Origin of the sequence: Anaerococcus tetradius ATCC 35098 (assembly GCF_000159095.1) — a bacterium.
Classification (GTDB): domain Bacteria; phylum Bacillota; class Clostridia; order Tissierellales; family Peptoniphilaceae; genus Anaerococcus; species Anaerococcus tetradius.
Genome location: NZ_GG666301.1, coordinates 37883 through 60179 on the forward strand (window position 1 = coordinate 37883; position 22297 = coordinate 60179).

Genomic DNA, 22297 nt, shown 5'->3' on the forward strand with positions numbered 1-22297 from the left:
TATCAAATCATATTTCTTGGATCTACTATTTCTAAAAACTTCCCATCTTCTATAAAAGCCAGTTCTTTGTTAGCTTCTCTTAGACTTAGACCCTTTTTGTAGGCATATTTGGCAAGATCTGCTGCCTTGTCATAGCCTATATAGGGGCTAAGGGCTGTAACTAGCATGAGGGATTTGTCGAGATTTTCCTTAATTTTTGCTTCGTTTGCGAGAAGGCCTACAAGCAAGTTCCTCCTAAAGGATGCCATTGACTTAGTTAGAAGCTTGATAGATTTTATCATATTATAAATTATCAAAGGCATATAGGTGTTAAGTTCCAGTTGACCGCAAGCATTAGCAAAGGTTATGGCGGTATCATTTGCCATAATTTGAATGGCTACCATAGTTAGCATCTCGACTTGAGTCGGATTTACCTTACCAGGCATTATAGAAGATCCTGGTTCATTTGCTGGTATAAGCAATTCTCCTATACCAGTTCTTGGCCCACAAGATAAAAATCTTATGTCGTTTGCAATTTTATTTAAGTCTTCAGCAAGTACCTTAATAAGCCCATGGACTGTCGCCATAGCCTGCTTGGAAGATAGACCTACGAATTTGTTTCTATCTTCTATTAGTTTAAGGCCACTTAGCCTTTCTAATTCTTTTACCATTAGCTTGCTGTAGCCTTCCGGAGCATTAAGACATGTTCCTACTGCAGTCGCTCCTATTGGAAGAAGCCTTAATTCATCTATTCCCCTTATTAATCTATCCCTATCTCTTCTTATTATTTCTCCATAAGCTCCAATTTCACTAAAAAGACCCATGGGGGTTGCATCTTGGAGGTGGGTCCTTCCAGTTTTTATAATACCTTCAAATTCGCTTGCTTTCTTGTCCAAGGCTCTTATAAATTTATCAATTTCTCTTAAGAGTTCATTTTCAATCAAGCTAAGGCTTGCTAGATGCATGGCTGTTGGGAAAGTATCATTTGAGCTTTGAGACTTATTCACATGATCATTTGGATGAATTAATAACTCTCCTGCCTTTTCATTAGCTATATGGGCTATTACTTCATTAACATTCATATTGCTTTGAGTGCCAGATCCAGTCTGCCAAACAGTTAGTGGAAAGTTGTCATCAAAATCTCCACTAAGAATCCTATCTACGGCATAGATTATCAGATCCTTCCTCTTATCATCAAGCTTATTAAGCTTGTTATTTACAAGGGCAGCCGCCTTTTTTATGAGGCTTAGGGCCATGATTTGCTCTTTTGGCATTAGATCTAAGCCTTGTGGAAAGTTTTGGTAGGATCTTTGTGTTTGGGCACCCCAATACTTGTCAGATTCTACTTCGATTTCACCCATGCTATCTTTTTCAATTCTTTTATCCATAGCTAATCCTTGTTTATGTTCTCTTCATCAATTATCCCTGCTTTGGTCATATTTTCATAGTCTAGTATCTTATCAATCTCTTCTTTTGTCATAATTTTATCTCTAATGAGAATTTCTCTTACGGATACCCCCGTTCTTAGGGATTCCTTGGCAACTCGACTAGCCCTATCATAGCCAATGTGTGGGGCAAAAGGAGTAATTATTGCAACTGAGTTTTCTACCTTCTTTTCTAATTTTTTCTTATCTGAACTTATTCCGTCTATGCAGTTTGTATAAAGGGTATAAACTCCTGCCTTTAGGGTTTTTAAGGATTCAAATAAGCTGTAAAATATTATAGGTTCAAAGGCGTTAAGTTCAAGTTGACCTCCCTCAACAGCCATAGTTACAGTTATATCATTTCCTATAACTAGAAAGGCCACCTGATTTACAACTTCTGGTATAACAGGGTTAACCTTACCAGGCATTATTGATGAGCCTGCTTGTTTGGCAGGTAAATTGTAATCGCTAATTCCTGTTGTAGGTCCTGAAGAAAGAAGCCTTAGGTCGTTAGATATCTTTGATAAGTTGCTAGCTAAAGTCTTTAGGACAGAAGAAGCGAATAAAAAACAATCCAAGTTTTGGGTCGCATCTACCAAATCATCTGCTTGGAAAAGCTCTATACCACAAATTTCAGAAAGGATAGGAACTACTTCTTTGATATATTTATCATCCGCATTAAGTCCCGTACCTATGGCTGTCCCTCCTAAGTTAAGGTAGGATAATTGACGAATTGCCGCATCGAGCCTCTCGTAATCCCTTCTTATGGCCTTGGCATAGGCACTAAATTCTTGACCCAGCTTTATTGGCACCGCATCTTGGAGTTGAGTCCTGCCCATTTTTATATAAGAATCAAATTCCTTAGCCTTTCTTTCAAATGAATCTATCAAGTTTTTAACTTCTATTTTTAATTCCATAGTATATCTTATTAGGGCTATCTTTCCAGCCGATGGTATTACATCATTGGTTGATTGACCCTTGTTTACATGATCATTTGGGTGGATAAACTCGTAAGTTCCAAGCCCTCCTCCCATTAGCTCATTTGCGATATTAGCTATAACTTCATTTACATTCATGTTGAAAGATGTTCCTGCTCCACCTTGGATTGGATCAACTACAAAATACTCAAAAAACTCCCCGTCCAAGACCCTATCACAAGCTTTTACTATAGCATCTTTTTTTCTATCAGATAAAATCCCTACCTTGTTATTTTCAATAGCACAGGCTTTCTTGACTTCTACTATAGCCCTGACTAAGAATGGATCCATGTGTCTACCTGTAATATGGAAATTCTCCAAAGCCCTTTGAGAATTAGCTCCATAATAGGCATGCTTTTTTATCTTAATCTCTCCAAGTGAATCACTTTCAAATCTAAAATCTTCCATAAAGCCCTCCTATACAATTATTATAACTCAAGAAAAGGTTTTTTTGAATAGAAAAACAAATTTTATTCATAAAAAAGGACGAAGATTTTTGACCTTCGCCCTATAAATTTTGTTTACTTCTTGATAATCCATGCAACCGTTACTTCTGCCTTTAATCTATCAAAAGTATGTTTTTCCCTTGTATTTTTATCTGAATAGTAAGGGTCATTGATTAGGAAATATCCATCCTTGTAGGAATCTATTACCATGAAATGACCACCGTTTATGAAATATCCCGGCCCTACTCTTACTACCATAGTTCCTGTCTCTAGGGCTTGGATGAAGGCTTTTTTGTTTACTGGAACGTCATAGGAATTTAATCCATACACCCTAGGATTTTCTATAAAATATTGCCATTCGGTTCCATCGTTTTCGTAATCATTGGCATCTATGGCTGTATTAGTTGGGTAGATGTCATTTCTATGAAGCTCTCTTGATAAGACCATGGCCATGGCAGTTGGTCCGCATCCGTATCCTGAAAATGTTCCATTTGAAAATCTTCTGTTAGCCCATCTAGGGTCTTTCTGGGTAAAGTAAGGAGTTTTTCTATTAAGATATTGAGAAAATCCTGGCTTAAAAAGTCCCCTGGTTCCCATAACCGCTTGTCTAGTATCGATTTTTCCGATAAATGTCGCACGACCATGGCTATCTAGCTTGTATCTGTTAAAATTAATTACCTTGGTCGTATTGGTCATGGTCTCCTTGGTTAGTTCATCAAATATATAGGTTACTCCGCCAATTTTTTGTAGGCCTTCTGCAGGCTTTCCGTCTGAGAAGTAATACCTATCTCCAACCCAACCTTTGGCGAAATTTCCTGAGTGTTTGCTTGCTTCGCCATACTTATTGAAATAATACCATTGATTGCCAAACTTCTTGTATTGTCTATTGAAAATCTTACCATTTTCGTCAAAACCGTAGGTGATTCCGTCAATAGTCCTAAGACCCTTGGTGTAAGTTCCATCTTCATTGAAATATCCAAGCTTGCCCTTGGAATAGTCCCAGCCTATGTAGTGGGCAATGCCGTTGGCCTCAGAATATATCCTATCAAAGCCCTTCTTGTTGATTTCACTGCGGGCCATGGCTCCAGTTTCCTTATCAAAGAAATACCTGTTAGTTCCCGTATCGTAAAGGCCTCTGGCAAGCTTGCCGTCATTTTGGAAGAAATAGCTCCTGCCTTCCAGGTCTATCCAACCTGGCTTTGATTTTTCTACTAGAGTAAGCTCTCCACTAGAGTTTGCGGCAAACCTTCCCCCATCAGCTATGACTTCACTTTCCTTTACTAGGCCCTTGTCCTTATCGAAGTAATAGGACTTGCCGGAAAGTTCTCTTTTACCAGAAAGCTTCTTGCCTTCTTTGTCATAAAGATAGGTCGTCTTATCCTTATTGATTAATTTATAATCTCCGCTTACCTTGATTTTCTCATCAGCTGTTTGTTTGTTTTCCTTAAAAATCTCATCTATATCTGAAGTGTCGTAATAGACTATAGGAAGGCTACTTGTATCTCCTGTATTAGTCTTAGGGTCTTTCGATATCTCTTCGATTTCTTCTTCCTGCTCGTAAGATATCGGATCTTCTTCCTTGATTTCTTTCAATATCTTACGAATTTCTCCTTCATCAATGACTTTTTCTGAAGGAGTCTCTTTAACATCCTCACTAGGATTATCTTTTTCTATATTGGCTTCATCTTTGTCTCCACCAACATTATCAATAGATTCATTATAAAGACTTTCTTGATATAAATCTTCCTCTAGCTTCTTCCCTCCATCAGCAAATGAAGGACTTAAACTTGTAAAGCTAGATAAACATATCAACAAAGCAATTATCTTCTTATTATTCATTCTCTACTCCTTTATTTATAGATATTATATTATAAAAAATAATTTTACACAAATTAAAAGACCCCTAGGGGCCTTTTATTTATAGATAAAGGAAGTTTTTAGATGATAATCGTTCTTGTAGAGATTGGGGTTAATTTTAAATTTTTATACTTCCTTGTATCAAACTTTTTATTTAGCCATCTTGCTACTTTCGATAGCTTTTTCTATGTTCTTTTGTAATTTTGCTTGTTGGTCTGGGTTTGTTAGGGCACCTTCAACAGGATCTCCTATTACATTACCATTTTTGTCTACAACTATAGTTGTTGGATATACAAAGATGTTCTCAAGGAAGGTCTTCATATCTCCTTCATTTTCAACTCCTAGGGCTTGGTAAGTTGGCTTTTTATCTTTAACTATTCTTTCGTAAGCTTGTTTGGTTGAATCATCATAGTTTTTGTCTGTACACATAGAGATGAAGTTAACCTTATCTTGACCCTTAATCTTTGTTGCTAGGTCATTTAGTTCAGCCATTTCTTCAACACAAGCAGAACAGCCTGTAAACCAAAGATTGATTACTGTGGCATCATTTTTTCCTATGTCTTCTTTGCTAAATTCTTTGCCATCTTGGTCAGTTGCCTTGAAGTCAGGTAACATCTTAGCTCCAGCTTTTGATGCATCTACTGCCTCTGTTTTGTCATCTTTTTTAGCTTCTTGTTTTTTGTCATCTTCTTTGACTTCTTTAGCATCTTCTTTTTTAACTTCTTCTTGTTTAGTTTCTGGTTTTTCTTCGGCTTTTTTTTCTGTGTTTGCCTTTCCACAAGCTGTTAGTGTTAGTGCAGCAAGTATTGCTACAAGAATTTTATTTTTCATAGTCTCTCCTTTGCTTGAATGAGGAAGATATGGCCTTTGTTGGACATTGCTTCTTGCAATCACCGCATCTTATACATTCTAAGTGATGATCATTTTCCCTTATATCTACATCCATCCTACAGATCCTGGCACACTTGCCACAATTTATGCATTTACTCTTATCGACCTCCATCTGATAGAGGGAGTATTTGTTAAATAAGGAGTAAAAGGCACCAAGTGGACATATCCACTTGCAGAAGGGTCTGTAGAATACTATAGACAGGATAATTGTTATGATTAAAATAGTAAGTTTTAAGTTAAACAAGCTTCCTAAGCCTAATCTTAAAGATGGATTCTTGATTGCGAGTGGTATAGCTCCTTCTAGTATTCCTTGAGGGCATATATACTTACAGAATATGGGAGGAATTACCTCATACTTATTTTCTAGTATGAGAGTCATAGCAAGTACTAGTCCCAGAAGAATTACATACTTAATATAACGCAAGGCCCTTAATTTTTTTGTACTTAATTTTTTGGAGGGAATCTTTGCCAAGAGGTCTTGGAAGAATCCAAAAGGACAAAGAAATCCACATATAAGCCTTGCAAATATCACTCCAAAAAACATCATAGTTCCTACAACATAATAGGAAAACTTATATTTTTTGGCACCCATTACAGCTTGCATAGATCCTATGGGGCAAGATCCAGCTGCTGCCGGGCAAGAGTAACAATTAAGACCTGGCACACAAGCTCTTTTAGTAGGTCCTGTGTATATTCTGCCAGTAAAGAAGTTTTGGATATGGATATTAGTCATAAGGCTTGCAAGGGCCTGAATGACAGTGCGGTTTAATTTTTTTATCTTATCCAATTCCTATACACTCCAAACATAATTTTACAGCTTTTGATAAAACTGTATCCATCTCCCCTCTCCTAGCTCCATATATTATGAAGGCTAGGGAGATTAGCAAAAGTAACTTTCCAACATTTCTTCTTTTGTTTATCATATCCTTACCTCAATTATATCTTAGCATAAGAGTTGTTAAATTCATGTTAAATATTTTTAAAAGTTAATAAAAATATGCTACCTTTTGGTTTATTATCTTTAACCTCGATTTTACCGGATAGGCTTTCTGCTATCTCCTTAGAAAGGGATAGGCCTATACCGAAACCTTCCTTGTTTCTCGAATCGTCAACCTGATAGAATAAATCGAAAATTTCTTCCTTCTTCTCATCACTTATGCCTATACCCGTATCAGATACCTTAACAAGGACATCTTCACCAGCTTCACTTACTTCTATATCAACCCTGCCCGACTCCTCGTTGTACTTTATTGCATTTTCTATTATATTGAAAAGCAATCTTTGGACTAGACCGTCATCAGATGTTAGGTTTATATTAGAATAATTGTAGTTAAGGCTAATATTTTTCTTGCTAGCCCTATCTTCTAGATCAAATAGAATTTCATCAATCATATCATCCAAGCTGATATGGCTAATATTTAATTTATTTTTCCTACTCAAGAGCAAAACAGAATCTATCAATTTTTTTAGCCTCTTTAGATTACTATCCATGGTTTCAATAAATTCTATATGGCTAGCATCTTTATTTTTCTGTCTAAAGACATCTACTTGAGCTTGCATTATAGCTATGGGTGTTCTAAGTTCATGGGCTACATTTGATGCAAAATCCTTCTGCCTTTTGTAATCCTTATATATCCTATGAATAAGATCATCAAACTTTTCCGATAATTCCATGATTTCACTTGGCCCTTCTTCCATGGCAAAGCTTCCCTTAAAACTTTCCGGCTTTTCTATATCGACTTTTCCAATTTTTTCTTCCAATTTCTTTAGGGGCTTGAGGCTTTTATTTATAATATAGGCGAAAGTAAGAGAACCTATTAGCAAAACCCCTCCCATAACAAGACCTAGATAGAGCCTAAAGTCACTAGTTGATTTAAGTTGAGCGCTATCAACTAGAAGGACCATGGACTCGTTATTAGGGGGAAGATTTTGGGAAAATCTATCAAAAACCGCCTCCATAACCAATACTTGCTTCCTATTTATAAGATAATTAGAAGCACTTATCATCAATATGAAAATTATAACTACAGAAGCTATAAGTCTTATGACTATAGAATCGTAAGATTTATTAGTTTTCATAAATTTTATAACCCTTGCCAATAACATTTTCTATATAATTTTTGCCTGTTGCCTTTTTAATCTTCTTTCTTAGGGAAGACATATGAACCCTTACAGTATTTGAAAAATCATCAGCGTTGGAATCCCATACATGCTCCATTATCTCTTCTACAGTAACATATCTTTGCCTATTTAAGAAAAGATATTCTATAATCCCAGTCTCCTTGGCTGTGAGGGCTAGGATTCTTCCATCGTAGACAACTTCTCTTTTTACGGTATCAAAACTTAAATCATTTATCATAATTTCAGTTTCTTCCATGATTGACTTTCTTCTAAGGAGGGAACGCATCCTAGCATCAAGCTCCTTTAAGTCGAAAGGCTTAGTCATGTAATCATTAGCCCCGTAATCAAGCCCCCTTACCCTATCATCAATATCGCTTCTTGCTGTAAGCATGATAATGTTAACTTCCCTATTAAACTGCCTGATATCTCTTAGGACTTCAAAACCGTCTTTCTTAGGTAAATTTATATCAAGAATAATGATATCATAATTTTCTACATAAGCTAGATCAAGGGCTTCTTCGCCATCTGAAGCCGTATCTGTAACATAACCTAAAATATTAAGCCCTTCTTCTAAAAGCCTTAAAAGCTTCTTTTCATCTTCAACAATCAATACTTTCATTCAAACTCCTCCTCTTATCTAATAAATTATATCATAAGCAGGTTAAATTATTATAAAGATGGCTGCAAATAGGGGCTTATTTTTTTTAATTTTTGTTTTACAAATTAAGATTTGGGTATATAATTAATACGTAACAATTCATTGTTAACGAAAAAAAGGGAGTGATAAAAATGAAAACAAACAAATTAGCAGCAATATTACTAGTTGCATCATTCGCACTTGCAGGTTGTGGAAACAACGCTGAAAAAGACGCAAAACCAGCTGATACATCAGCAGAAACAAAAGTAGAAGAAAAAGCTGAAGACAAAAAAGCTGAAGACAAAAAAGACGAAAAAGCTGAAGACAAAAAAGCTGAAGACAACAAAGCTGAAGACAAAAAAGACGAAAAGTCTGAAGACAAAAAAGCTGAAGACAACAAAGACGCAGCTCAAGAAAACAAAGACGCAACTCAAGAAAACAAAGACGGCAATAAATAGTCGTAATATACAAGGAGCTAGCTTAGGCTGGCTCTTTTTTTCTGCCTTAAAAATCTCTTATTTTCTAAAAACTTTCTTTTGGAAATATCTCCACATAAGCTTGTAAAATAGCGAAATCATATAAGTAATAAAGACTAGTAGATTTTATGGAGAAGTTTTTACTAGGATTAGATAACTTCTCACCCTTCCTTCTTCTTAATTAGCTAAGAAGCTCTCACTTTCCATATTTAGGATAAAGTAAAAGACCTCCCAAACTAGGGAGATCCTTTAAGTTAAACAGCTAATTTATAATACTTGATTTATTTCTTTTGTGAAGCAGCTTTTGCTTTTTCTTCTCTACGTTTTTTCATAGAGTCTTTAATTCCTTCAACTATAGCATCCATATCGCCTTCTTTTTGTGATTTAAGGCTTGATACAATGTCTAGTCCTTCTGGAAGCACATCCATTAGTCTCATTTCTTCGTCAAGGAATTTTTCCATTTTTTCTGCTGCTTGTGGTGCCCAAGTACCATTTCCGATAATTGATACAGCCCTATTTTGTATATTTAAAGCAGCCATATCATTTAGGAAGTCCTTCATCTTTGGATAGATACCTAGGTTATAGGTTACTGATGCAAGGACAAGGTTAGAATACTTGAAGGTATCTGCGATTAGGATTGATATATCTGTGCTTGAAACATCTCTTAGGGCGATGTTTGTAATGCCTGCTTCGCAAAGTTTGCTTGCGAGCGCTTGAGCAGCGTATTCTGTATTACCATACATTGACGCATAAGCGATTAGCACACCTTCTTCTTCTGGTTCATAAGTTGCCCAGTGTACATACTTATCGATTATATATCCGAAGTTATCTCTCCAAACAAGTCCGTGAAGTGGGCAGATATATTTAAGGTCTAGTCCGCCTGCTTTTGCTAGGGCACTTTGTACGAATGTTCCGTATTTACCAACTATGTTTGTATAGTATCTTCTTGCCTCGTCTAGGTAGTCTCTGTCCCAATTTACTTCATCTGCAAATAGTCTACCATTGTTTGCTATAAATGAACCGAAAGCGTCTGCTGAGAATAGAACCTTGTCATGTGAGTCATAGCTCATTAGAACTTCTGGCCAGTGTACCATTGGAGCTTCAACGAAAGTAAATTCGTGTTTACCAAAGCTAAAGGTATCTCCTTCTTTTACTTCGATGTATCTATCATCTACATGGTAGCCAAATTGTCTCATAAACATTACTCCCTTTTCAGAAGAAATGATTTTAAGATTTGGATATCTTTGTAGCATAAGTTCAATTGATGAACAATGGTCTGGTTCCATGTGATGGATTATCATATAGTCAAGATCACGACCGTTTAGCACACGGCTAACGTTAATCATATATTCTCTTGTTATAGCCCAGTCAACCGCATCGATTAGAACTGTTTTTTCGTCCATTAGTAGGTATGAGTTGTAAGAAACTCCTTCAGGAATTGGAAATATATTTTCAAATAAGGCTAATCTTCTATCATCCCCACCTACATAATATAAATCATCTGTTACTTTTCTAACTGTATACATTAAATCCTCCTACTACTTTCTATCTTCTGGGAATTCCATTTTGATGAATTCGTCTTTGGCTTCTCCAGAAACTGGGCTTACCCATTCATCTGGTAATTTGTCAAATGGTGTTCCTGGTTCGATACCTTGGCTAGGATCGCCTACTTCTGGGTCATATTCGTAACCAGATCCCAAATCCACGTAAATATCTTCTTTGGGTGCCATTTTTCTTGGTTTAGATCTTTTCATTTTTTTCATAGGTGGAGCTGGTTTCTTTTCTTCGCCATTATCAAGTTCTTTGATAAGTAGTGGAAGGATAACCATAGCATCTCCTACTATACCGTAGTCACAGTTATTAAAGATTGGAGCATTTGCACTATTATTGATTGCAACTATAGTTGAAGCATTCTTCATGCCCTTTAAGTGTTGGCCTGCACCTGATACTCCTACACCAATGTAGAGGTTGCCCTTAAATGTTTGACCACTCATACCTATATATCTATCAAGTGGGACATATTTAAGTGTTTCTGCTACTGGTCTTGATGATGAAATAGCTGCACCTGCTTGATGAGCAAGTTCTTCTATTAGTTTCATATTTTTCTTCTCACCTATACCACGACCTGCAACAACTACTCTTTGTGCATCTGGAATTGGAGTATTTGGATCAATTCCAACTGTAAAGTCATAGCCATCTTTCTTTAGGGCTTTTACTAAATTCTTTACAGCTTCTTTTGGATCACCTGTATAGATTTCTTTTTTACGAACACCTGCTATAGGACCTGCTTCTTTGGCACTTCCGCCTGATCTTTTCATCTTTGGAGGACGTCCAACAGTATTAGCACCAACTACAACTCTCATTATTTCGTTAGTACCTTCGTAGATTTGTGTAATCTTTGCATCTCTAAAGAATCTTTCAACATCAACACCCTTGATAAATCCAGAACCACCGTAGATTTGTATAGCTTCTGTAGTAATCTTCATAGCAAGGTCTGATGCGAATTGTTTAGCCATAGCAGCTTCAGCAGAATATCTTTCATGATTTTCTTTTAACTCTGCAGCTGTATATATCATAAGTCTTGCAGCATGAAGATTTGTAGCCATGTCAGCAAGTTTGAAGGTATTTGCTTGTAAGTGAGCAATTGGAAGACCGAATTGTTCACGTTCTTTACCATAAGCTAGAGCTGATTCATAAGCACCTTGACCAATACCTAGGGCTTGTGAAGCGATACCAATTCTACCACCATCAAGAGTTGCCATAGCAATCTTAAATCCTTGACCTTCTTTACCTAGTAGGTTTTCCTTTGGAACTTTAACATTATCAAAGTGAAGTTCAGCTGTAGAAGATGATCTGATACCTAACTTGTCATAATGATCTGAGAAAGTGAATCCTTCAAAACCTTTTTCTACGATAAATGCTGAAATACCATGAGTACCGATACCTGGTGTAGTAACTGCGAATACTACATATGTATCTGCCTTTGGAGCATTTGTTATAAATATTTTTTTACCATTTAGGATATAATAATCTCCGTCAAGTTCTGCTGTTGTTTCTGTACCACCAGCATCTGAACCAGCGTTTTCTTCAGTTAGTCCAAAGCCACCTAATTTTTCACCCTTAGCAAGTGGAGTTAGGTATTTTTTCTTTTGTTCTTCTGTACCAAAAGCAAAGATTGGCCATGAACCTAAAGATGTATGAGCTGAACAAATAACACCAACACCGCCATCTACTCTTGATAATTCTTCTACAACGATTGCATAAGAAATAACATCTAGACCTTGGCCGCCGTATTCTTTAGGATAAGGTATTCCCAAGAATCCCAATTCACCCATTTCTTTTACTATATCATCTGGAAACTCGTTTTTTTGATCTAGGTCAAAAGCGATTGGTTTTACTTTTTCTTCAGCGAAAGCTCTAACTTTTTTACGTAGGGCCTCATGTGCATCTGTTGTCTTAAAAAGCATAAAATCCTCCTTTTATAATTGTCATCTAATTAAATTGTAATATTAATAAGTAGATTTGTCAAATATATTTACCTGTCAAAATATTTATAAAAATTTTACTAATATATCTAAAATTTTCATGAAATAGCTTGCCTTTGTCAAGATGATCTACAATTTAACTAGCTTAGCAAAAAGCATAAATTAAAAAGCTTTTCCTATTTTACTTATAACCATTTTCAACTTTTCCTAATCGTTTTTGTTAGGTATTTTTCATAAGTCATAAAAATAGAGGTAGAATATCTAGGAGGTGAAAATTATGAAAAAAATTAGCAGAAAAATATTTTTATTACTTGCCCTATCCCTAATCCTTTCTTCCTGCAAGGCAGATAATAAGAATAGTGATTCGACTAAGGAAAAAAATATAGAAGTCGAAGAAAATGATACCCCAAAAAAGGAAACCGATAAGAAAAAAACTAAGGAAGCAGAAAATACCGATAAGTCTAAGGATACTTCTAATAAAACAAGTGAAAAAGCAAAAAGTGAAGAAAGTCCAACTGAAGATAAGAAAAATGAGAGCGAACAAGCTTCTAGCAAGCAGTCTTCTTCCTATAAGGACGGTATGTATCTAAGTATTCTTTCTTCAGATAAATCGGGCGAAGCTCAAGGAGAAATAGGCTATTGCAAATCATCCTACGCTGACTCAAACAAAAATATATTTACTATCGAGGGAAGCCTATCCTATAACAAGGACCCTAAAGCCCTTGAGGGTTACGAAATAATGGCTAATTCAACTTACGAATTTCCCTTTGATGAAAACACAGTATTTCAAGCAACAAGTGGCATGGCAAAGCCTGATATCATGACAATTGATGAGTTTAATAAATATCTAAAAGAATGTAAGGACTCAGGCTTAGGATTAGTTCTAGTAATAGAAAATGGACATCTTAAAAGCGTAAGTATTTCTTCATAAAATAATAAAGCAGAAAACAAGCTAAAAACTTCTTTTCTGCTTTTCTTTCCTTTATTTTTACTCTTCAATCTTTTCAAAGACTGAGTGAGCTGTTTGTTTTAATACTTCATTTAGGCTTTGGATGTTTTCTTTGCCTGTTGTTTCTAGCCATTTTTTTGCTTCTGCTTGGTCTTTGCCAAAGATTGCTACTGAGTCTTTCCATGTTGCTCTTCCGCATAGGACGCCGTTAAATTTGGAGTCTGCTTCTTTTGCAAGTTTTAGTGTTTCTTGGAAAAGTTCTGCTGTGATTCCTCCTGATAGGAAGATAAATGGCAAGTTTGTTGAGTCTGATTGGTCTTTGAAGTGTTTGATTGCTTCTTTTCTTGTATATACTGCTTCTTCTTTGCCAAGACCTTCTACAAAGTTCATATTGGTTGGTGTTTCAACTTTAAGGACGTCTACCTTATATCTTGGATTAGAGAATTCTTTCATGGCACTGTTTACCTTGTGTGGTCTAACTTTAGCGTATTCAGCACCTTTTTCTGAGTCCATATTTCTATCGTAGGTTATAATCTCCAAAAAGTGTGGAAGTCCTAGGCCTTCACATTCATAGCCAACTCTTTCTACCCAAGCTTTTTTGATGTCATTTGTTTTTTCTTCATCATCGCAATCATAGTAAAGTAGGGTTTTAATGGCATTGGCTCCCATTTCCTTGGCCCTAAGAACGCTCATAAAGTCGATTAGGCGAGGTAGTCTTCCTTCGTCGTATTCGTCGTAGCCTGTTTGTTCATAACTTAGGATAAGACCACGTCCTTCTGCCTTAGCAGCAATTCCTTTTTCTCCATAGATAGGATCTAGGAGGATTGATGATGCGAAAGGAGTAAGTTCTTTAGAAACTAGTTCTTTGTAAGCACCTATACCTTCGACATTGTTTAGGTCAGGGTTGGCTTTATCCATCATTTTTTCCATTGAGCCTCTTTGGTCTATTGCAAGGGCAGCTATAGCTCCGTCTTCATTTATTAATTTTTTGAGATTTTCTAATTTTTCTTGTGAAATTTTCATCTTAACTCCTCAACTTTTATTTCGTTAAAATATTTATCGAACTTCTCTATTTCTATGTGGGCAATTTCTTCTGTAAGGACATTTAGTATACCGCAAGTCATAGAGGTCTTTATTATATTTATATCATCATAATCCTTATCTATTGCAAAAAGGGCACCAGCAAGGGAGGAGTCTCCACTTCCTACTGGATTTATGGCTTTAACTTTAGGGACTTGGGCGTTGTAAATCTTATCTTTAATTTTAACCATAGCTCCGTCTTTGCCCATAGATACTATTATATATGGGATATCTTTAAAAGGTTCTTCTTTTAGGATATCTTTTAAGTCTTCTTTTTTTATTTTTTTAGCTAGTAGGTCGGCTATTTCTGTTTCGTTAGGTTTTATTAGGTCTGGTTTTATTTCTGCATTTACAAGGTCTTTTAGGCTTTGACCTGATGTGTCAACTGATACGAATTTACCGTGACTTTTGGCGTATTTAATGATTTGTTTATAAAAATCACTTGTTAATCCCTTAGGAAGGGAACCTGATATATTTATTATCCTTGAGCCTTGGCTTATTTCATCAAGGCTCGATATGAATTTTTCTGCCTCTTCATTTTTTATTGTAGGTCCCGCTTCTAGAATTTCAGTTTGTTTTCCTTCGTGAAGGATGGCTATACAATTTCTTGTTTCTCCTTCGATTTTTATAAATCTAGATTCTTGGTCTCTTTTTTTTAAGCCTTCTTCTATAAATTCGCCGAGTTTTCCTCCAACAAAGCCTGAATGAACAGGCTCAGCCCCGAGTTCTTTTAGGACATAGCCAACGTGGATGCCCTTTCCTCCTGGTTCTTTGTTGATAGTTGATGTTCTTGTTACATCGTCTATATTAAATTTATCTAGTTGGTAAGATATGTCTACAGAAGGATTTGCTGTTATAGTTAGTATCATCCAAATACCCTTTCTCCATTAAGGAAAGTTGCAAGGAGGTCTAAGTCTTTGTTAAGAACTATGAAGTCTGCATCAAAGCCCACATGAAGCTTACCACACACATCATCAATTCCAACTGACTTGGCAGGTATAAGACTTGCCATTTGTATAGCCTCAAAGACATCTGCAATTTCCCATTCTACTACATTTTTGACTGCTTGTTTTAGTTTTAGGATTGATCCTGCAAGAGAGCCACCATCTTTTAGTCTTGCTGTTCCATCTTTTACTATTACAGGAAAGTCTCCTAACATATAGTCGCCTTCAGCCATGCCTCCTGCTGACATACAATCGGTAATTAGGGCTATCCTATCACGTCCCTTTACATCCATTAGGATTTTTGCAGCGGCTGGATTTACATGGTGGCCATCGCAAATCAATTCTCCATAAGAATCTGTATTCATAGCAGCTCCTAGCATACCAGGCTTTCTATGATGAAGACCACTCATGCCATTATAGACATGGACAAAGATATTTGCTCCTGCTTCTACTGCTTTTTTTGCTTGCTCATAACTTGCATCGGAATGGCCCAAGGCAACCCTCACTCCCATGGCGTTAGCTTCTTTTATAAATTCTATAGCCCCCTTTCTTTCTGGAGCTATGGCAATTTTATTTACTAGACCCTTAGATAAGTCTTTCCATCTTCTGAGTTTTTCGATAGAAGGATCGGACATATAGGAAGGATTTTGAGCTCCCTTGTATTTTTCTGTGAAAAATGGTCCTTCAAGAAAGATTCCTCTGACCTTTGCGCCTTCAACGTCTTTGTATTCTTTTCCTATTAGCTCACAAGCCTTATCTAGCTTTTCACTTGAATCGGTAAGGGTTGTAGGAAGAAAACTTGTTACTCCGCACTCTAAGATGCCCTTTGATATTTCATTAAGATAGCCTTCCTTGCAATCCATAATGTCCTTACCGCCATAACCATGGATATGAGTATCTACAAGACCTGGAGCGATTATTTCTCCTAGATATTCGTATTCTTCCGGCTCTTTTTTGGAAAATGATTTAATTTTTCCATTTTCCACTTCCATATAATAATCTTCTAAAACTTCATCTTCTAATAGAATATATTTTGCACAATAATACATTTAATCTCCTTACTTATCTAGGACTGTAGCTAGTTTCATAATAGAACTTATCCCCTCTGGCGTAGGAAATGGTGTATTCGACCAAATTTTCGTCAAAGTCGAAGCTCTTTCTAATTATCTTTAAGCTTGGGGCATCAGGGTTTTGCCCCAAGAAATTTGCTATTTTGTTATTTAACTTAGAAACAGAAAATCTTTCATTTACAGTAAAAATCGCAGCATTAGATTCATCAAAGATGTCATAAAGGGGCTTCTCGCTAATAAGCTCCCTGGAAATATTAGTAAATCTATCGTAAGGAATGTAAGTTGTTTCATACATCATAGGCTCATCATCTGCAAGCCTAAGTCTTACTAGTTCAATAATCAAATCTGCGTTATTAATTTGCATTTGCTTAGCCAAATCCTTGTTGGCCTTTTTGATCCTAAAGTCAAGTATCTCTGACTTTGGTACCATACCATTGGCAATGGTTCTTTGGGTAAAAGAATAATAGTTTGATAGGTTGTCGGTTAACTTGTGCTTACCAGTTACAAAACTACCCTTGCCTTGGATTTGGATTATTAGGCCAGAACTTACTAGCTGTCTTATGGCATTTCTAACTGTTGTCCTACTGACATCATAATCAATGCAAAGTTGCCTTTCAGAAGGAATCTTATCGCCCTTCTCCATTGTATAAATTTTGTCTGTAATATCTTTTACAAGCTCAGAATAAAGACTCATTTTCACCTACTTATTATATTTGTGTATAGTAACTCCCTTTACTACCCTGTTTACTGTATGGGACTTGGATGGATTATCTGGTGTATTGCCAACCCTTAGTGACGTAATTAGACTAATAAGTTGGGCAACAAGAGCAAAAAGGACAGAAAGATAGGCATCATCTAGACCATCTACCTCATAAACTAACTTTTCATAAGACACCTCTAGGTCCTTGCCTGAAACAGCTATGACCTTCTTTGCTATCTTATCAAGGCTAATCTCTTCTAATATATCCCTATCATAAGAATTTGTGTAAGGATTTGATGAAAGGAAGGATACCACTAAACTATTTTCATCTATAAAGGACTTAGGACCATGCCTAAAGCCCATCGAAGACTCATACATACTAGAAACCTTGCCTGCTGTCAATTCTAGAACCTTTAGCCTTGCTTCATTAGTCAATTTATACAAAGGCCCACTGCCAAGATAAATTATCCTATCGAAATCAAAATTGACCATACTTTCAATATTTTCCTTATCAGCAAGAATTTCTCTTCCTGCACTAACAAGCTTTCCTACAAGCTCTTTCTTATTTTGATTTTTCCTATCGAATACTAAAAGACAAGTTAGAAGCATAGATGTAAAAGAACTTGTCATAGCAAAACCCTTGTCATTTGTACCAGTTGGTTCTATAAACACATAGGCCTTCTCATCATCATATAATTTTTCTGCAAGCTTTCCATCCTCCGCACAAGTTATAGCAAGGTTATAATGATCATCCACAAGATCATTCATAAGCTCTACAGCAGCTAGGGATTCTGGAGAATTGCCACTTCTTGCAAAAGAAACAAGGAGAGTCTTACAGTCTTTCTTAAAATGAAGGTAAGGGCAAGAAACAAGGTCAGTTGTAGCAACAGATTCAAAGTCAAAATCACCATAGGCTTTCAAATATTCCTTAGCGATATTTCCCACATATTCGCTAGTACCTGCACCTGTGAAAATTACCTTGCATCCCTTGACCTTTCTCAAGAAATCATCAATTCTTTCCTTCTCTTCTTCATACTTATCATAAACAAGCTCCCAGATATCCGCTTGCTGAAAAATCTCCCTATAAGTATTTATAGCATCATTTTCTCTAATATAATCTTCTTCTAAAAACATTTTTACCTCCTACTGGTAACTACCACTATTATTATATAAGTTGCCTAATCTTTAGTCAACCAGCAGGGGCAAGGCTTTTAGTTTAATTAATTAATTTTGTATATTTTTCTATTTCTTTCTTTCCCTTAGGGCTAATTTTGTCATCGCTTATCACATCCGCATTTTCTATATTATAGAAAGCATAGAAATCCTCAACTCCAATTTTGGAAGAATCAGCTATAAGATAGGACTTATTAGAATTTTCCAAGATTTTAGCTTGGAGAAGGCCCTCATCCACACTATAAGTGTAAGCCAAACAATCACATATCCCATTTACTCCAATAAAGGCCCTGGAGAATCTAATTTTTTCCACAAGATCTAAGGCTAAGCTTCCAACAAAGGCCCCAGTAATCTCCCTAAACTCTCCTCCAATAAGAAATACCCTAAGACCTCTAATCATCTTGAGTTTTTGAAACAAATATAAGGAATTAGTATATATATTACAATTCTTGTTTGCCATGTAGGAGCTTACATACTCAATAGTAGTTCCTGCTCCCAAAAAAATATTCTCATCATCCTCAATCAAAGATGCGATAATCTTCGCTATATATTCCTTCCTATCCTTATTCTTTAAAATTTTCTCTTCATTAGAAAACTCTCGAGTCAAAGACTTATCCAAGCCCTTAGCCCCACCATGAACCCTTATAAGGAGCTTTTGATCTTCAAGCTCTTTAAGATCACGCCTTACAGTCATGTCCGTTACATCTAGAATATTAGCAAGATCAGAAACCTGTATCATCCCATCAGTTTCCAATTTATTTAGTATAATTTCGTGTCGTCTTTCCTTTAACATAGTTATTTCCTTTAGTAAAAATAGCGTCTCCATCACGCCACTTTAACTATACTCGAATTAACTACTTCAACTGCCTACTTTCAGATAATTCCTTCCACCAATAAGCTGATTTCTTGGGATATCTTTTCTTATATATCCGCCACTAATCTCTATAAAATAATAGACTATCCAGGAATTAATATATCCAATTGTCTATTATCGCAAGCCTAATTGAAGTAATTTAATAACCTTATATTTAATTAAAGAAAGTACCTAATCGTGGTATTCTCCCCTATCCCATTTTTCTATAAATTCATCAAAGAACTTATCATTATTAACTTGCTCTTTCTCATCATCCCTATATTTTTCTTCTATAGCCATAATTTTTTCTATAATTTTTTCATTCTCAGCTGTTTTCTTATACTCAGCATTTAGGAATGAATCTATTATTTCGAAAGCAAGGTCTCTACCAACAATCATGCCACCAAAAGCTATTACATTTGCATTTAATTCTTCTTTAGCATAAATTGCAGTAGCACAATCTCTAACTAGGGCACAACGAGTGCCAAAAGCCTTATTAACTGATGTGGAAATTCCGACTCCTGTTCCGCAAAGTACGACCCCTAGATCACATTTCCCGCTTGCTACTAGCTCTCCCACCTTTTTACCAAAAATCGGATAGTGAGTTCTGGTATTATCATAGGTTCCTACATCTACTACATCATGACCGAGACTTTTGAGATGATCTGATACTTCCATTTTTAAACTAGTGACTATATGGTCACATCCTAATGCTATTCTCATCATATCCTCCTACAACATCTTGTTAAGCATATCAATTCTAATTTGGTGACGACCACCATCATAGCCATGGCTTAGGAAATTTCTTAGGCAAGATTTTGCTAAATCTTCTCCAACAATTCCAGATCCCATAACCAAAATCCTTGCACCATTGTGTCTTTTTGTCATAAGAGCACTCCTCTCATCAGACACTTCTGCAGCAACCATTCCCTTATGCTTAGAACAAGCCATATAGCTTCCTGCCCCATATCTATCGAGAACAACTCCAACGCTAGCATCATCCGAACCTGTTGTTAAGATTCCATCAACATCTAAAAGCTTCTCACAAACAGCGTTAGAACTATCAACTAAATCAAATCCTTCCTCTGTTAAATCTTCGTAGTCAACAGATAAATCCTCAAGCTCACAAATTAAAGCATCCTTTAACTTTAAAGCATCCATATCTGAAGAAATATAAACCTTCATAAATACCACCTTTCTTTAATTAATTTATACCCGCCTAGGTAAAAACTTATAACAACTGATAAACTATGGATAAAACACAATAATCAAGATTATCTACAAAACAAATACTTTTGACCCAACAAAAATAATAAAACCCTATTAATACAATAAAAAAGACTTCTCTTTATACACTTAAAGAGACCTTAATTGTTAGGGACTTATATAAAAAGTAAAATCGTGGTCAAAATAGAATAGAAATCCGCCTTTCAAAACTTATGTTTCTTTTTGTTTTTTGTTTTTTTCTTTTGTTTGATACCTATATAATACAAGGCTTGAAATCTTATGTCAAACATTTTATACAAAATAGTAGAATAGAATTATTAAAATAAAGATATAGCAAGCCCTATAAATTGACCTTAATTTCAGCATAAATAGATCTAACCATAGGAAGCTTTAATTATACATTTATAGAAAATACCTGTTGAGCGTAAAAAGCGAAACAAGCTTTGTAAAAGCATTTTCGAACACAAAAAAAGCCCTCCAAGAGCAAGAGAGCTTATTTGCAGAAGACGAGTGTTCCTTCCATTTTATGATTTTGGCTGGAATGACAGGATTCGAACCTGTGATCTCCAGAGTCAGAATCTGGTGCCTTACCGGCTTGGCTACATTCCAAAAATTTCTATTACCCTTATAAATTACCTCTTTCAATGATTTTTTCAATATCCAGTCCAAAAAATGAAGGCTTATTTTTCCCTTCCTGTAAAGCAAAGATTCATTTCATATCCCGCCCTAATTGCAGTGTTAATTGACCTGGTATGAGAAAATTGTGTCGTTGTTATAGGGCTGACATTTGGATTTTCTTGCCTTATTATTAAAGATAAACTCCTTAAAATAGAAGTAGCAAGGCCAACGTATTTAGATTCATCAGAAAATTTCTCCAAAGCAATATCCCAAAGATATTTCCCAGAAATAGAGCTTCCAGCAAGGGCAATTAATTTTTTGCCATCATAATAACTGAGGCCTAATCTATCATCCTCATCAAAGCTAAAGGCCATTTTAGTCTTTCCTTTAAACTTTTCTATATCTTCTTTCTCAATCCTTGTAAATGCAAAGTCTCTTACTAGAACATTCCTATCAGTAAAGCTCATCAATGGAAAAAAATTATCAATTTCAATGCCAAATTCTCCCAAAATTCTATATAAAGATCTGATATTATCTGCCTCAGCAAACCAGGCTCCTGGATAAGCTTTGAAACTTTGTCTAAGTTTATCTATTAAATCAGAATTTTCCGATTTCATAAATATCCTTCCTCCTGTACATATCGCAGAGAATAATTTCTTATCATTAAACATAAAGGAATCATCAGCCTTATTTACCTTAAAAATATTCCCTTTAGCTTCGAATTCTTCATAAGTAATTGAATAATCATTCATTATTTGTTTCTTAAAATTAACATCCATATCTTTATCCATATAAAATTTTCTATATCATTATATCGTAATTCCTGAAAATTTCTTTTTTCTAATGACCAAATCTTATTTGTTTAGCACCTTTTTCTGAAACCCGTTTGCAGAGAAACTCTTTCGCTGCTTACCTAGCTTTGTTTCAGGGTTAAAATGCCATTTAGGCTTTTTAACAGTCTCCCGGGAGCTTGGTCCTAAATCAAGCGGACGGCTACTTCCGAGTACCATCGGCGTTATAAGGCTTTCACCTTCGGTGAACCACTCTGTGGAGGATCCTCCTTGAGCCGGATGTGCTTGTTTTCTGTGTTCGGTATACATAAACATGCTTTAACTAGCATGTTTATGCCGAAAACTAAGCACGATAGTGCGGAAGAGTTTGCGAAGCAAACGGGTTTTCGTGACAGGTGTTAGTTATTTCTATAGATTCTAATTTATGTACAAAAAAGACTCAGTCGAATGACCAAGTCTTGTTTGTTTGGCGATTTCCTAGTCTCCCGGGAGGTTGCCCTCCGAGTACCATCGGCGTTATAAGGCTTAACTTCTGTGTTCGGTATGGGAACAGGTGTATCCCTTATGCCATCATCACCATATTTTTGAACCTCTCTAAA

21 protein-coding genes, 1 tRNA gene and 1 rRNA gene are annotated in these 22297 nt (G+C 35.9%); 2 read left to right on the forward strand and 21 right to left on the reverse strand.

What is annotated here, in order from left to right:
- Window positions 1–2: 2 nt before the first annotated feature.
- The 8 genes from HMPREF0077_RS08195 to HMPREF0077_RS08225 form a co-directional block, all read right to left on the reverse strand.
- Window positions 3–1367, reverse strand: a complete 1365-nt coding sequence (locus HMPREF0077_RS08195) for a class II fumarate hydratase (protein ID WP_004837545.1) — start codon at window positions 1365–1367, stop codon at window positions 3–5.
- Between the two features lie 2 nt (window positions 1368–1369).
- Window positions 1370–2788 (reverse strand): aspartate ammonia-lyase, encoded by a 1419-nt coding sequence (locus HMPREF0077_RS08200; RefSeq protein ID WP_004837546.1) that lies wholly within the window; start codon window positions 2786–2788, stop codon window positions 1370–1372.
- Between the two features lie 113 nt (window positions 2789–2901).
- Window positions 2902–4665, reverse strand: coding sequence for a C39 family peptidase (locus HMPREF0077_RS08205; RefSeq protein ID WP_004837547.1), 1764 nt, complete (start codon window positions 4663–4665; stop codon window positions 2902–2904).
- Between the two features lie 168 nt (window positions 4666–4833).
- Window positions 4834–5514, reverse strand: coding sequence for a TlpA disulfide reductase family protein (locus HMPREF0077_RS08210; protein ID WP_004837548.1), 681 nt, complete (start codon window positions 5512–5514; stop codon window positions 4834–4836).
- Complete coding sequence (locus tag HMPREF0077_RS08215; RefSeq protein WP_004837549.1) at window positions 5504–6361, reverse strand: 4Fe-4S binding protein; 858 nt, start codon at window positions 6359–6361, stop codon at window positions 5504–5506. Before HMPREF0077_RS08215 ends, HMPREF0077_RS08210 begins: the two co-directional genes overlap by 11 nt.
- Window positions 6354–6497, reverse strand: coding sequence for a CD1871A family CXXC motif-containing protein (locus HMPREF0077_RS10795; protein ID WP_004837550.1), 144 nt, complete (start codon window positions 6495–6497; stop codon window positions 6354–6356). The genes HMPREF0077_RS08215 and HMPREF0077_RS10795 overlap by 8 nt, the downstream gene beginning before the upstream one ends.
- 46 nt (window positions 6498–6543) lie before the next feature.
- The gene (locus HMPREF0077_RS08220) at window positions 6544–7653 is read right to left on the reverse strand and encodes a sensor histidine kinase (protein WP_040349648.1); all 1110 of its coding nucleotides are present in this window, start codon (window positions 7651–7653) and stop codon (window positions 6544–6546) included.
- Entirely contained in the window at window positions 7643–8314 is a 672-nt protein-coding gene (locus HMPREF0077_RS08225; RefSeq protein WP_004837552.1) for a response regulator transcription factor, read from the reverse strand. Before HMPREF0077_RS08225 ends, HMPREF0077_RS08220 begins: the two co-directional genes overlap by 11 nt.
- Before the next feature lie 170 nt (window positions 8315–8484).
- On the opposite strand from HMPREF0077_RS08225, the gene HMPREF0077_RS08230 reads away from it, so the two are divergent.
- Entirely contained in the window at window positions 8485–8790 is a 306-nt protein-coding gene (locus tag HMPREF0077_RS08230; protein WP_004837553.1) for a hypothetical protein, read from the forward strand.
- 299 nt (window positions 8791–9089) lie between these two features.
- Here the strand turns inward: HMPREF0077_RS08230 and HMPREF0077_RS08235 are convergent, their stop codons facing one another.
- The gene (locus HMPREF0077_RS08235; RefSeq protein WP_004837554.1) at window positions 9090–10334 is read right to left on the reverse strand and encodes an FprA family A-type flavoprotein; all 1245 of its coding nucleotides are present in this window, start codon (window positions 10332–10334) and stop codon (window positions 9090–9092) included.
- A 12-nt stretch (window positions 10335–10346) separates the two neighbouring features.
- Window positions 10347–12275, reverse strand: coding sequence for an acyl-CoA dehydrogenase family protein (locus tag HMPREF0077_RS10520; protein WP_004837555.1), 1929 nt, complete (start codon window positions 12273–12275; stop codon window positions 10347–10349).
- A 295-nt stretch (window positions 12276–12570) separates the two neighbouring features.
- Here HMPREF0077_RS10520 and HMPREF0077_RS08245 point away from each other — a divergent pair, with 295 nt between their 5' ends.
- Window positions 12571–13224 carry a hypothetical protein gene (locus tag HMPREF0077_RS08245; RefSeq protein WP_004837556.1) on the forward strand — a complete coding sequence of 218 codons (654 nt, stop codon included), beginning with the start codon at window positions 12571–12573 and terminating at the stop codon, window positions 13222–13224.
- Window positions 13225–13281: 57 nt separating this feature from the next.
- Here the strand turns inward: HMPREF0077_RS08245 and HMPREF0077_RS08250 are convergent, their stop codons facing one another.
- From HMPREF0077_RS08250 to rrf, 11 genes are all read right to left on the reverse strand, one after another.
- Window positions 13282–14265: a tagatose 1,6-diphosphate aldolase gene (locus tag HMPREF0077_RS08250; RefSeq protein WP_004837557.1), complete on the reverse strand. Its 984-nt coding sequence runs from the start codon at window positions 14263–14265 to the stop codon at window positions 13282–13284.
- Window positions 14262–15191, reverse strand: coding sequence for a hexose kinase (locus tag HMPREF0077_RS08255; RefSeq protein ID WP_004837558.1), 930 nt, complete (start codon window positions 15189–15191; stop codon window positions 14262–14264). Before HMPREF0077_RS08255 ends, HMPREF0077_RS08250 begins: the two co-directional genes overlap by 4 nt.
- Window positions 15188–16315: an N-acetylglucosamine-6-phosphate deacetylase gene (gene nagA, locus HMPREF0077_RS08260; protein WP_004837559.1), complete on the reverse strand. Its 1128-nt coding sequence runs from the start codon at window positions 16313–16315 to the stop codon at window positions 15188–15190. The genes HMPREF0077_RS08255 and nagA overlap by 4 nt, the downstream gene beginning before the upstream one ends.
- Window positions 16316–16328: 13 nt before the next feature.
- Window positions 16329–17030: a GntR family transcriptional regulator gene (locus HMPREF0077_RS08265; RefSeq protein WP_040349642.1), complete on the reverse strand. Its 702-nt coding sequence runs from the start codon at window positions 17028–17030 to the stop codon at window positions 16329–16331.
- A gap of 6 nt (window positions 17031–17036) precedes the next feature.
- A complete protein-coding gene (locus HMPREF0077_RS08270; RefSeq protein WP_004837561.1) occupies window positions 17037–18170 on the reverse strand; it encodes an SIS domain-containing protein in 1134 nt (377 codons plus the stop codon).
- Window positions 18171–18252: 82 nt separating this feature from the next.
- The gene (locus HMPREF0077_RS08275; protein WP_004837562.1) at window positions 18253–19035 is read right to left on the reverse strand and encodes a DeoR/GlpR family DNA-binding transcription regulator; all 783 of its coding nucleotides are present in this window, start codon (window positions 19033–19035) and stop codon (window positions 18253–18255) included.
- A gap of 219 nt (window positions 19036–19254) precedes the next feature.
- A complete protein-coding gene (gene lacB / locus HMPREF0077_RS08280; protein WP_040349644.1) occupies window positions 19255–19785 on the reverse strand; it encodes a galactose-6-phosphate isomerase subunit LacB in 531 nt (176 codons plus the stop codon).
- A 9-nt stretch (window positions 19786–19794) separates the two neighbouring features.
- On the reverse strand, window positions 19795–20247 hold the full coding sequence (locus HMPREF0077_RS08285; RefSeq protein ID WP_004837564.1) for an RpiB/LacA/LacB family sugar-phosphate isomerase: 453 nt from the start codon (window positions 20245–20247) through the stop codon (window positions 19795–19797).
- Between the two features lie 575 nt (window positions 20248–20822).
- Window positions 20823–20898, reverse strand: a tRNA-Gln gene (locus HMPREF0077_RS08290).
- 71 nt (window positions 20899–20969) lie between these two features.
- Window positions 20970–21698, reverse strand: a complete 729-nt coding sequence (locus HMPREF0077_RS08295; RefSeq protein WP_004837565.1) for a hypothetical protein — start codon at window positions 21696–21698, stop codon at window positions 20970–20972.
- 464 nt (window positions 21699–22162) lie between these two features.
- Window positions 22163–22279, reverse strand: a 5S ribosomal RNA gene (gene rrf, locus HMPREF0077_RS08305).
- Window positions 22280–22297: the final 18 nt, after the last annotated feature.